The sequence below is a fragment of the Maricaulis sp. genome (assembly GCF_015665295.1).
In the GTDB taxonomy this organism is placed as follows: domain Bacteria; phylum Pseudomonadota; class Alphaproteobacteria; order Caulobacterales; family Maricaulaceae; genus Maricaulis.
In genome coordinates, this window is record NZ_JADFAJ010000027.1 from 46,942 (window position 1) to 58,877 (window position 11,936).

General features: G+C 63.9%; 13 protein-coding genes and 1 riboswitch. Of the genes, 5 read left to right on the forward strand and 8 right to left on the reverse strand.

The features are described 5' to 3' along the window. Positions 1-27: 27 nt before the first annotated feature. From QZZ02_RS12365 to QZZ02_RS12380, 4 genes are all read left to right on the forward strand, one after another. Complete coding sequence (locus QZZ02_RS12365) at positions 28-822, forward strand: F0F1 ATP synthase subunit A (protein WP_291844843.1); 795 nt, start codon at positions 28-30, stop codon at positions 820-822. A gap of 58 nt (positions 823-880) precedes the next feature. Further along, positions 881-1,105: a F0F1 ATP synthase subunit C gene (locus QZZ02_RS12370; RefSeq protein WP_075189057.1), complete on the forward strand. Its 225-nt coding sequence runs from the start codon at positions 881-883 to the stop codon at positions 1,103-1,105. A gap of 77 nt (positions 1,106-1,182) precedes the next feature. Further along, positions 1,183-1,752, forward strand: a complete 570-nt coding sequence (locus tag QZZ02_RS12375) for a F0F1 ATP synthase subunit B' (protein ID WP_291844844.1) — start codon at positions 1,183-1,185, stop codon at positions 1,750-1,752. Between the two features lie 3 nt (positions 1,753-1,755). Next, positions 1,756-2,307, forward strand: a complete 552-nt coding sequence (locus tag QZZ02_RS12380) for a F0F1 ATP synthase subunit B (protein WP_291844845.1) — start codon at positions 1,756-1,758, stop codon at positions 2,305-2,307. Between the two features lie 295 nt (positions 2,308-2,602). Here the strand turns inward: QZZ02_RS12380 and QZZ02_RS12385 are convergent, their stop codons facing one another. From QZZ02_RS12385 to QZZ02_RS12420, 8 genes are all read right to left on the reverse strand, one after another. Further along, complete coding sequence (locus tag QZZ02_RS12385) at positions 2,603-2,908, reverse strand: hypothetical protein (RefSeq protein WP_291844846.1); 306 nt, start codon at positions 2,906-2,908, stop codon at positions 2,603-2,605. A gap of 328 nt (positions 2,909-3,236) precedes the next feature. After that, positions 3,237-4,811, reverse strand: a complete 1,575-nt coding sequence (gene gcvPB, locus QZZ02_RS12390) for an aminomethyl-transferring glycine dehydrogenase subunit GcvPB (RefSeq protein WP_366511536.1) — start codon at positions 4,809-4,811, stop codon at positions 3,237-3,239. A gap of 1 nt (position 4,812) precedes the next feature. After that, positions 4,813-6,156 carry an aminomethyl-transferring glycine dehydrogenase subunit GcvPA gene (gene gcvPA / locus QZZ02_RS12395; protein ID WP_291844848.1) on the reverse strand — a complete coding sequence of 448 codons (1,344 nt, stop codon included), beginning with the start codon at positions 6,154-6,156 and terminating at the stop codon, positions 4,813-4,815. Between the two features lie 13 nt (positions 6,157-6,169). Beyond that, the gene (gcvH, locus tag QZZ02_RS12400) at positions 6,170-6,535 is read right to left on the reverse strand and encodes a glycine cleavage system protein GcvH (RefSeq protein ID WP_291844849.1); all 366 of its coding nucleotides are present in this window, start codon (positions 6,533-6,535) and stop codon (positions 6,170-6,172) included. Between the two features lie 38 nt (positions 6,536-6,573). After that, complete coding sequence (gene gcvT / locus QZZ02_RS12405) at positions 6,574-7,671, reverse strand: glycine cleavage system aminomethyltransferase GcvT (protein WP_291844850.1); 1,098 nt, start codon at positions 7,669-7,671, stop codon at positions 6,574-6,576. Positions 7,672-7,851: 180 nt separating this feature from the next. Then, a riboswitch (glycine riboswitch) is annotated at positions 7,852-7,941 on the reverse strand. 101 nt (positions 7,942-8,042) lie between these two features. Next, the gene (locus QZZ02_RS12410; protein WP_291844851.1) at positions 8,043-8,429 is read right to left on the reverse strand and encodes a hypothetical protein; all 387 of its coding nucleotides are present in this window, start codon (positions 8,427-8,429) and stop codon (positions 8,043-8,045) included. A 77-nt stretch (positions 8,430-8,506) separates the two neighbouring features. Beyond that, a complete protein-coding gene (gene argS, locus QZZ02_RS12415) occupies positions 8,507-10,273 on the reverse strand; it encodes an arginine--tRNA ligase (RefSeq protein ID WP_291844852.1) in 1,767 nt (588 codons plus the stop codon). Positions 10,274-10,277: 4 nt separating this feature from the next. Then, positions 10,278-10,856: a hypothetical protein gene (locus tag QZZ02_RS12420; protein WP_291844853.1), complete on the reverse strand. Its 579-nt coding sequence runs from the start codon at positions 10,854-10,856 to the stop codon at positions 10,278-10,280. A gap of 113 nt (positions 10,857-10,969) precedes the next feature. Here QZZ02_RS12420 and ispH point away from each other — a divergent pair, with 113 nt between their 5' ends. Further along, positions 10,970-11,926, forward strand: coding sequence for a 4-hydroxy-3-methylbut-2-enyl diphosphate reductase (gene ispH / locus QZZ02_RS12425; protein WP_291844854.1), 957 nt, complete (start codon positions 10,970-10,972; stop codon positions 11,924-11,926). Positions 11,927-11,936: the final 10 nt, after the last annotated feature.

Below are 11,936 nucleotides of genomic sequence, written 5' to 3' on the forward strand. Positions count from 1 at the left end.
AGCCGCAAGACATGAAAGAGGCCGGGCGTGGCAGACACCAACCCGATCAAACAGTTCGAGATCCACGAAGTTTTCCCCTTCGAGGCCTTCGGTCTGAATCTGGCATTCACCAATTCCAGCTTCTTCATGATGCTGACGGCGGGCCTGACCATCGTGCTCTTCACCGTCGCCATGTCGAGCCGGGCCCTGGTGCCGAACCGGGCCCAGTCGGTCGCCGAGATCATTTACGGCTTTGTCGCCGACATGGTCCGCTCGACGGCCGGCCAGGAAGGTCTGCGCTTCTTCCCCTTCGTCTTCACCCTCTTCATCTTCATCCTGGTCGCCAACATGCTCGGCATGTTCCCCTATTTCCCGGCGCCGGGTCTCCACTCCTTCACCATCACCAGCCACCTGATCGTGACCGTCGCCCTAGCAATGCTGGTCTGGCTGACCGTCATTGTTTATGGCGTGTTCAAGAATGGCGCGAAATTCCTGCGGATCTTCGTACCGTCGGGCGTGCCGATCTTCATCCTGCCCTTCGTGACGCTGATCGAGATCATCTCCTTCGTGTCCCGCCCCATCAGCCACTCGGTGCGTCTGTTCGCCAACATGCTGGCGGGTCACATCCTGCTGAAAGTGTTTGCCGGTTTCATCGTCATGATGGCCGCCGGATCGGCCTCGATGGGTTGGGGCGAGCTGCCGGGCTACATCGCCGGCATCTTCCCGTTTGCGATGACACTCGGCCTGACGGCGCTGGAATTCCTGGTCGCCTTCCTGCAGGCCTATGTGTTCGCGATCCTGACCTGCATTTACCTCAACGACGCCCTGCACCCGGGTCACTGATCCGCAGGCGTCCTCACAAGCAACAACCTGATACAGCCCCCTCAAAGGAGTTTTTGATATGGAAGAAATGGGCAAATACATCGGTGCCGGCCTCGCTTGCCTCGGCATGCTCGGCGCTGCTATCGGCGTGGGTAACATCTTCGGTTCCTTCCTTCAGGGCGCCATGCGCAACCCGTCGGCTGCCCAGTCGCAGTTCGGCAACCTGATCTTCGGCTTCGCCGTGACGGAAGCTCTGGGCATCTTCTCGCTGCTCATCGCTCTGATCCTGCTCTTCGTGGCCTGATCAATGAGTTGTGGCCGCGTCATCCGGCGCGGCCTCACTCCCTCTTCGCTCCACCTGACTAGAGGAGCCGGCGTCCCATGACGCACGCACCGCATTCAGAAGTGGCCCAACACGTCGCCGACGCTGCTGCCGATCATGCAGATTCGGGCGTGTTCCCGCCCTTCGACCCGACCTATTTTGCGTCGCAGCTCTTCTGGCTGGCGATCTTCTTCGTGATTCTGTACGTCGCGCTGGATCGTTTCATCCTGCCGAAGATCAAGACGACGATCGAGGACCGCCGCGACCGTATCGCGGACGATCTGGACGCAGCCGCCCAGGCCAAGGCTGATGCCGAGGCTGCTGGCGAAGCGTATGAGAAATCGCTCGCCGAGGCGCGCACCAAGGCGCACGTGATTGCGGCCGACACGCGCAAGGCACTGGACGCCGAGATCGCCAAGGAAACCGCTGGCGTGGAAGCCGAGCTCTCTGCCAAGCAGAACGCCTCGGAAGCCGCCATCCGCAAGGCCAAGGACAAGGCGTTCGCCGAGGTCCGCGGGATTGCCGCCACCGCAACCGCCGCCGTCGTGGCCGCCCTGTCGGGCGTCGAGGTGTCCGAGGCTGATGCCGGCAAGACCGTCGACGGCCTCATCAAGGCGAAGGAGGCGTAAGCCATGATGCTCCGTGCTGAAGAAACCGGACACGGCGAAGGCGGAAGCTGGATTGACTGGCTCGCTGCACAGCCGGGTGACCCGTCCTTCTACGCCTTCCTGGCGCTGATCGCCTTCTTTGCACTCCTGCTGCACATGGGTGTGCACAAGACCATTGCCAAGACGCTGGACGACCGCGCCGACGCCATCCTCTCGGAACTCGAGGACGCCAAGCGCCTGCGCGAGGAGGCTGCTGAAATGCTGGCCTCCTACCAACGCAAGCAGCGCGAGGCGGAAGCCGAAGCCGAAGCGATCATCACCCAGGCCAAGGCCGAGGCGAAGTCGCTGAAGGCGGAAGCCCGCAAGGAAATGACGGAGCGTCTGGAACGCCGCACCGCCATGGCCGAGCAGCGCATCGCCCAGGCGGAAGCCCAGGCTGCAGCCGAAGTCAAAGCAGCGGCTGCCGAGCTGGCTGTCCAGGCCGCCGAGGAAATCCTCAAGACGAAGCTGAAGAAGACCGATCTCAACAAGCTCGTCGATGCCGATATCAAGTCGGTGGGTGAGCGCCTGAACTAGGCCAGCCTCGAGCCCGAATGCGAGAAAAGCCCGTGGCGATTGTCACGGGCTTTTTTCTTGGCCGGCATTTTGTAAGTTCACAAAAAAAGTCCGATTGCATGGCATCGCATCCATAAGAGGACGCATGCGGCCGCTCTGCCGACATCAAGCCGGCGCGCCTGAAGGCAATGCTGGGCGATATCCTGGCCCCGGCCGGAGACGGGCCGCACCATGTCTCGAAGGCCGGCCTGCCGGACACATTGGCCCGCACGGCACAGTCGCATTTCAGATTGGACTGGAGCTGATCTTCACCCGCCTATTCAGCCGGGTCGACATCCTTCTCGCCGAAAGCCCAGCGCACGCGCTTCCAAAGCCACGGCACCTTGCGCAGGAGATCGGTGATCTTGCCATGCAGCGTCTTGGACGCGCCGGCCACAAGGACCAGGCCGAACAGGCCGACAAAGGCGCCGATCGGCACCAGCGGGAAGGGTGTGAGGATCGCGACGGGCACGGAGATCAGCATCAGCAGCAGACCGACGGCGATGCAGATGCCACGGATGATCAGCACCACGAAGGCGCCAATCGGGTGGCTTCTGGCCCAGCCATTCAGGCTCTCATTCATCGCTGCGACCATCTCCCACCCTGTCCGCCGGGGCGCATCTCCGATATGGGATGCGAGGACGGACAGACAACCATAAACGCGTAAACATCACCCCAATGCGAGACAAAAGCGCCGAAATTCGGGCGGCGCCCAAAAGTCAGCTGCAGGATGTTGCATCTGCGCACCGGTTTCACGCACCGGCTTTGCTGGACAGGCAAGTTCGACACCCTGTCCCGGTGCTGCCAAGGCCGCGACCCGGATACCGGCCCGCAGCGTGCATAAATTAATCGTGCTTGGCGGACGCTGTCATCCGGGACTGCGCAGTCGGCAGTCCCGGATGAGTTCGGCTCTATTCCGCCGCTTCGACCGTATCGGTCGGCGCGGTCCAGCGCAGGACCGGCTGGCGGGCAGCACGGGTCTCGTCGAGACGCTTGGTCGGGGCATGAACGGGCGCCGCGAGGAAGCGGTCCTTGTCGCCGTCCTTGGCCGCGGTGGCGAGCGCTTCGAGCACTTCGATGAAACGATCGAGACCACTCATCGACTCGGTCTCGGTCGGCTCGATCAGCATGGCGCCGTGAACGACCAGCGGAAAATACATGGTCATCGGGTGATAGCCCTCATCGATCATCGCCTTGGCAAAGTCGAGCGTGGTCACGCCGGTGTCCTTGAGGAAGCGATCATCAAACAGCGCCTCGTGCATGCAGGTGCCGTCAAAGGCTGGCGTCATGACGTGTTTGAGGCGGGCCTGGATGTAGTTGGCGTTGAGAACGGCATCCTCGGCGACCTGCTTCAGCCCGTCCGAACCATGGCTCATCATGTAGGTCAGGGCACGCGTGAACATGCCCATCTGGCCATGGAAGGCTGCCATGCGGCCGAAGGGGTCGCCTTCGGCATCGTCCATATGCTCGACCATCTCCCAGCCGCCCTTGGCCGTCTCGACGACATAGGGGACCGGGGCGAACGGCGCCAGCGCCTCGGAGAGCACGGTCGGGCCGGAACCGGGGCCACCACCGCCATGCGGGGTGGAGAAGGTCTTGTGCAGATTGATGTGCATGGCATCGACGCCGAGATCGCCCGGGCGGACCCGGCCGACTATGGCGTTGAAATTGGCGCCGTCGCAGTAGAAATAGCCGCCCGCTTCGTGGATCAGGTCGGCGATCTCGCGAATGTCCCGCTCGAACAGGCCGCAGGTGTTGGGATTGGTCAGCATGATGCCGGCGACATCATCGCCGAGCTTGGCCTTGAAGGCCTCCATGTCGACGCGGCCGGTCTTGTCGGCCGGGATCTCGTCCACGGTGAAGCCGCACTGCACGGCGGTCGCCGGATTGGTCCCGTGGGCGCTTTCCGGCACCAGGATGCGGCGGCGACCGGTCTGGCCATCGGCATCGAGCTTGGCGCGGATCGCCATCATGCCGCAGAACTCGCCATGGGCGCCGGCTTTCGGCGACAGGGCAACGGCGGGCATGTTGGTCAGCGTCATCAGCCAGTGGGCAAGCTCGCCCATCAGCTGATAGGCGCCCTGCACGGTCGCGGCCGGCTGCAGCGGGTGCACATCGGCAAAGCCCGGCAGACGGGCGATCTTCTCGTTGAGACGCGGATTGTGTTTCATCGTGCACGAGCCGAGCGGGTAAAGCCCCAGATCGATGGCGTAATTCTTCCGGCTCAGGCGCACATAATGGCGCATCGTCTCCGGCTCGGCGAGACCGGGCAGACCGATCGGGGCCTTGCGCTCCTGGCCGCCAAGACGGGTCTTGAGCCCCTTGGGGTCCGGCAGGTCGACGCCGCAACGATCCATGTCGCCGCGCTCGAAGATGAGCGGTTCGGCCTGGTCGAGGCCACGGCTGCCGGAGATGGTGTCGGCATAGCCGCCGGTCGCGATGTTTTCCGCCATGCGGGTCGGACGTCCTTGCGTGTTCATGCCCATCTTACAGCACTCCTGCCAGAGCTTTCGCGAAGACGGCGATGTCTTCCGGCGTGTTGGTTTCGGTCGCGGCGACGATGAGATAATTCTCGAACCGGCCCGGATAGAGGCGGCTGGCGGGCACACCGCCCAGCACGCCAACATGGGCCAGCTCGTTCACCACCTGGTCCGCATTTTTCGGCAGCAGCAGCGTGAATTCGTTGAAGAAGCTGTCATTGACGACTTCCACACCCGGGATCGAGCCGAGCGCGTCAGCCAGCTCGCAGGCGGTCTCATGGTTGAGACGGGCCAGCGTGGTCAGCCCCTTTTCCCCAAGCAGGGTCATGTGAATGGTCCAGGCCAGCGCACACAGGCCGGAATTGGTGCAGATGTTCGAGGTCGCCTTGTCGCGGCGGATATGCTGCTCGCGGGTCGACAGGGTCAGCACATAGCCGCGGCGGCCATCGGCATCGACGGTCTCGCCGGCCAGGCGGCCCGGCATCTGGCGGATGAAGCGACGATCATCCTTGCAGGCAAACAGGCCCACATAGGGTCCGCCGAAATTCAGACCGACGCCGATCGACTGGCCCTCGCCCACGGCGATGTCGGCCCCCATATGGCCCGGCGCTTCAACCAGACCCAGCGACACAGCTTCGGTGAAGACCGCGATGACCAGGGCGCCTTTCTCGTGGGCGATGCGGGAAATTTCGCGCAGGTCGTGCAGACGACCGAAAATGTCCGGCGTCTGGACGACGACACAGGCGGTCGTGTCGTCGATCTCGGCGATCACGGCGTCGAGGTCCGCCGGCGCCGCATCGGTGACGGTGATCGCGACATCGGAATACTTGGCCAGCGTTTTGGACGCCTCGACATAGTGCGGGTGGACCGAACCGGCCATGACGGCCTTGGTGCGACGGGTGACGCGGGCCGCCATCATGACGGCTTCCGCGCAGGCCGTGGAGCCGTCATACATGGAGGCATTGGCCACATCCATGCCGGTCAGGAGCGCGACCTGGGTCTGGAATTCAAACAGGGTCTGCAAGGTCCCCTGCGAAATTTCCGGCTGGTAGGGCGTATAGGCGGTCAGGAATTCGGAACGCTGGATCAGATGATCCACCGTTGCCGGAACATGGTGCTTGTAGGCACCCGCCCCCACAAAGAACGGCGCATGGCTGGCCGCGACATTGCGCGAGGCCATGGCCGACATGGCGCGCTCGACCTGCAGCTCGGTCTGCCGGGTCGGCAGGTCGATCAGGCCATCCAGACGCGCCGCTTCCGGCACATCGGTGAAAAGATCATCGATGGAGGCCACGCCGATCGCATCGAGCATGGCCTTCCGGTCATTATCTGTGTGGGGGAGGTATCGCATGGGGTCTGCCCTTTTAGGCGATGTGTGCGTTGTAGGCGGCTTCGTCCATCAGGCCGTCGAGCTGGGAGGCGTCGGCGAGCTTGATCTTGACGAACCAGCCGTCGCCGGACGGATCTTCATTGACCTTGGCCGGCTCGCCCTCGAGGGCGTCATTGATGGCGGTGATCTCGCCATCGACCGGGGCGTAGACTTCCGAGGCGGCCTTGACCGACTCGACGACGGCGAACTCGTCGCCCTTGGTCAGGCTTCGGCCGACTTCCGGCAGTTCGACAAAGACGACGTCGCCCAGCTGGCCGGCGGCGAAAGCGGTGATGCCGACGGTGGCGATGTCGCCGTCAACGGTGATCCATTCATGGTCTTCGGTGTAACGCGTGGTCATGGGTAAAATCTCCTGCCCCTGGAAAAGAGTGTCGGGCCTCAGCCCCGATAGAAATTCGCCGGTACAAACGGCAGTTTGGTGATGGTCGCCGCACGCGGCTTGCCGCGCACGAGGATGTCGACCTCGGTGCCCGGCTGGAAGAAATCACGATCGACATAACCCATGGCCACGGGGCCATTGACCGTCGGCCCGAAGCCGCCCGAGGTCACCACGCCGATGACCTTGCCGGACTTGTCGGCGATCTCGGCGCCTTCACGGGCCGGTGCGCCGGCCAGCGTCAGACCGACCCGCTTCTGGCAGGTCTTTTCCTCGATCTGGCGGGCGACCACATCGGCGCCCGGGAAATCGCCGCGCTCGCGACGGGTCTTGCCCAGCGCCCAGATCAGCGAGGCTTCGACCGCCGTGCGGTTTTCATCCATGTCGTGACCATAAAGGCAGAGCCCGGCTTCCAGGCGCAGGCTGTCGCGGGCGCCCAGGCCGATCGCCTCAACCTCGTCCTGCGCCAGCAGGAGGCGGGCAATGCGCTCGGCCTCGGCCTCGGGAATGGAAATCTCGAACCCGTCCTCGCCGGTATAGCCCGAACGCGAGATGAGAACCTCAGTACCGTCGAGCGTGAACACGCCGCATTGCATGAAGACCATCTTGCAGGCGTCCGGGCAGAGCCGCGTCATGACGTCCCTGGCCGCCGGGCCTTGCAGCGCCAGCAGTGCGCGCTCGGGGATGCGGGTCAGCGTGCCCTTGCCGGCCGTGGCGGCCTCGATATGCGCGAAGTCGGCATCCTTGGTGGCCGCATTGACGACGAGGTAAATGCCATTCCCATCCGGGCGCGAGACCATCAGGTCGTCGCGAATACCGCCGCGCTCATTGGGCAGGAGGGTGTATTTCTGTTCGCCGGCGCCGATCTCGGAGAGGTCGCAGGTCAAAAGCGCTTCCAGCGCCGCCTCGTCACCGACATAGCGCGCCTGGCCCATATGGGAGACGTCGAACAGGCCGGCCTGTTCGCGGCAATGCCTGTGCTCGCCCATGATGCCCAGCGGATACTGGACCGGCATGTCATAGCCGGCAAACGGCACCATCTTGCCGCCGAGCTCGACATGGAGGGCGTGAAGCGGTGTCTTGTGGAGAATTTCGGTCATGTCGGGTCCTTGCAAGGGTGCGATCCTGCACGCCCGAAAAGGCCTGCAAGCTGATCGCCCCCGCTGTCCCGAGAACCTGAGAGATTCCGTGCGCGCCGCTGACGCCCCCCGATCGGGACCGGCCGCACTTGCTCCGTCGGTGGGGCAAGGGTCTGATCCCCAACCCGCTTTCCAGCGTTCGTCTCTCCCGCGGTCCCTTGGCCTGAGCGTTTCCGGGGCGGTTGCGCCTTCGGCGCCGGCATATTCGCCGGTCTCTCCCGCGGGGAGTTTGGTCCCGCTTTCCCCGGTTTCATGCGGGTTTCGCGATTGCGGCGGACTCTATGATTCCGGGGCCGAGAGTCAATGTCGGGCGGCGGTTAATCCGTGGGCGATTACTCGCCCTGATAGGACAGGGGCAGGCAGGTTCCAAGGCCGGACTGAAGCGCCGGCTGGATGGCGGACTGCTCCTCGGGATCCAGGGTCGCGACTTCGCTCGCTGCGGCATCGCGCGCCGCCTCCCAGTCATCAACCATGGCCTCGTCCTGGATCGCCCCCTGGGAACCCAGCGCAATGACCCGATAGGCGGCGGGCGACAGGCCCGCACTCAGCGCACCATCGAGACAGCTGCAAAAGGCGTCATGATCGGATGCCTCACCACCGGACCGGCGCATTTGCTGGACCTGGCAGGATTGCTGCATCCAGGCAGAAAACTGCTCGGGATCATCGGGAAACTCGGTTGCGGCAAGGCCGGCAAGACTGGTGATCAGGCTGACAAGCATTTTGGGGCTCCTCCCTGGATGAGGAGCAATCTAGCGGATAAAACCCTGCCTGCCCTCCCCTGTGTCGGGGACGAGCCCTACATCCGTTCCGGCGCTTCCAGGCCGAGCAGGTCGAGGCTCAGCTCGAGCTGCTTCAGTGTCGCTTGGGCAAGCGCCAGGCGCGAGGCTTTCACGGCATCGTCCTCGGCAACCAGGACCGGGCAGGCGGCGTAGAATTTCGAGAAGGCCTGGGCCAGCGTGAAGGCGTGGTCACAGATCGCATTGGGTGCGCGGTTCTCGATCGCCTGGTCGAGGGCGGCGCCGAAAGCGTCCAGTGCCAGCAGGAGGTCGCGCTCTTCCTGGGCCTCGATGACGATCTTGCCGGGCTTCACGCCGGCCTCATCGGCCCGACGCATAAGCGATTTCACGCGCACGGCGGCATAGAGGAGATAGGGGCCGGTCTTGCCCTCGAAACTGGTGAACCGGTCCAGGTCGAAGACGTAATTCGTGGTCCGGTAATTCTGCAGGTCGGCGAACTTGATCGCGGCCAGACCGACCATGCGGGCAACGCGGTCATGCTCTTCAGCGCCAACATCGGCGGCGAGACCGACCTCCTTGAGGCGCTCATCGGCGCGCTCGATGGCGCTGGAAATCAGGTCGGCGAGGCGGAAAGTGCCGCCATCACGCGTGCGCAGGCGTTTGCCGTCCTTGCCGTTGACCGTGCCGAATTTCACATGTTCCAGCGCGCCCTCGGCGGCAAGGCCCGCCTTCTCGGCGGCGCGGAAGACCTGTTCGAAATGATCTGACTGGGCCAGGTCGACGACATAGAGCGTCAGGTCCGGCCCGACCGACTGCTTGCGGTCGAGAATGGTGGCGAGATCCGTGGTGCCATAGAGCGAGGCCCCGCCCGAGGTCACCAGGATGAGCGGGGCGAGTTCCTTCTTGTCGTCTTCGCGGGCGACACGGACGACCCAGGCGCCATCACTCTGTTCGGCGACACCGCGCTTCTTGAAATCCTCGACCAGGCCGGGGATGAGCGGATCGACATCGCTCTCGCCCTTCCACAGGTCGAAATGCACCCCAAGCGCTGCAAAATCCCGCTTCAGCGCGGCGACGGACACGTCGATGAAATGGCGCAGCAGGGCCCGATAGCCGGCCCGACCGGCCTGCAGCTCCGCCGTCGCCGTGCGTGAAATTTCCAGCCGCGCCGGGTCGGCCTTGGCCTTGGCCGAGGCTTGCGGATAGAGCCGCGCCAGATCCTCGATCGTGACTGGCGGCTCGGACGGGTAGTCCCCCTGATAGTCGGCGTCGAAATAGACCAGGTCCGGCTGTTCTTCGCGCAGCTCGGTGATCAGATGGCCCATCTGCAGGCCCCAATCGCCGAGATGGATATCCGACACCACCGTGTCACCACGAAAGCGGAACAGGCGCTGAAGACTGTCGCCCAGGACCGAGGAACGCAAATGACCGACATGCATCGGCTTGGCGACATTCGGACCGCCGAAATCGATCATCACCGTTTTCGGCGCCCCGGTGACCGGCGCACCGGCCCGCTCGTCGGCGGCAATCTCCGCCGCGCGTTCGGCATAGAGATGATCGGCAGGGCGCAGATTGATGAAGCCCGGGCCGGCGATTTCCGCGGCGCCGATCTGGGGAAGGCCGTGCAGGCGCTCGAGCAGCCTGGAGGCCAGCTCGCGCGGATTGGTCTTCGCCAGCTTGGCCGCCGGCATGGCGCCATTGCACTGGAAGGGGAAGATTTCCGGGTTCTGCCGGGACGGGGTAACACGGCCCAGCTCGCGCGGAAGCTCGAGGGAAGCAAACGCGTCGCCCAGCACGGCGCTGAGCTGATCAGCAATAGAAGGCATGTGTCTAGTCCTGGCCGGCTGCCACGCGGAAACGCTGGCCGGAGCGGTTGAAGGCGAGTTGTTCCGGGGTCAGTTCGAAGCCGACCAGGATCTCGAAATTCACCCCCGATGTGCCTTCATCGGCACGCGGGATGGAAATGGCATCAATCGTTTCGGTCATGAAGACGCGGTCCTCGTCAGCATCGAAACGCACGCGGATCGGGAAGACTTCCTTGGCCATGACCGCCATGTCGCGACGGGTGACGGCCACGAAGAACTCGTAAGTCCGCTCATTGCCCTGGGCCGCCGGTCCGCGGCCAAAGCCGAAATCGATTTCCAGATTGGCGAGGATCGGACGTTCGCCATAATAGCTGCACAGAGAGCGCACGGCGAGCACTTCACCGGTAAAGCCGACATTCTCGTAGGCCACTTCATCATTGCGCAGTTCGACGATTCGGTGCGCGTCGTACAAGGACAGTGCCGACGGACAGGGGCCGATATTCGGCTCCGGATCGGACAGGATATCGCTGACGCTCTGGCAGGACGCCAACAGGCCGGACATCGCGGCAATGAGGGCAAGAGAACGCGCGGATTTGAACGACATCATGTACTACCTGTCCTGGAAACAGACCCGACTGCTGGCTTGGGGCCGGGCACTTTGTTAGGACGGTCATACGATGGAGATGCCGCTTCCGCAACGCCATCGCTGAAGGAGAGATGAGCGTGACTGCGACACCCCGCCCCCCGCTGACCATACTGCGTGCTGCACCGCGCGGCTTCTGCGCCGGTGTCGACCGCGCAATCCAGATTGTCGAACGGGCCATCGAACGCTTTGGCGCCCCGGTCTATGTCCGGCACGAGATCGTCCACAATCACCATGTCGTGGAACGCCTCGAGGCGCTCGGCGCTGTCTTTGTCGAGGAGCTGGACGAGTGTCCGACCGATCGGCCGGTCGTGTTCTCGGCACATGGCGTACCCAAGACCGTGCCCGCCGAGGCCGAACGCCGCGAGATGATCTATGTCGATGCGACCTGCCCGCTGGTCTCGAAAGTCCATGTCGAAGCACAGCGCCATTTTGCCAATGGCGACGAGATCATCCTGATCGGCCATGCCGGCCATCCCGAGGTCGTCGGCACGATGGGACAATTGCCCGATGGCGTGATCAGCCTGATCGAAACGGTCGCCGATGCCGGACGCTTTGAGCCCAAGGATCCGGCCCGGATCGCCTTTGTCACCCAGACGACCCTCTCGGTCGACGATACATCGGCGATCGTCGAGGCTCTGCAGGCCCGCTTTCCGCAGATGAAGGCGCCGCACAAGGAGGACATCTGCTACGCCACCACCAACCGACAGGCGGCCGTCAAGGCGATGGCACCGCGCAGCGACATCGTGTTCGTGATCGGCTCGCCCAACTCGTCCAATTCCGTCCGGCTCGTCGAAGTCGCTCAACGCGCCGGGGCCCGTCGCGCCGCCCTGGTTTCGTGTGCAAGGGATGTCGACTGGAACACGCTGGGCTCGATCCGTACGGTCGGCATCACCGCCGGCGCTTCGGCGCCAGAGGACCTGGTGGAGGGCCTGATTGAAGCCTTCCGCGAGCGCTTTGATGTCCAGCTTGAGGATATCCGCGTGACCGACGAGGATGTCGTCTTCAAGCTTCCGCGGATCGTAGCCTGAGGAGGCCGTC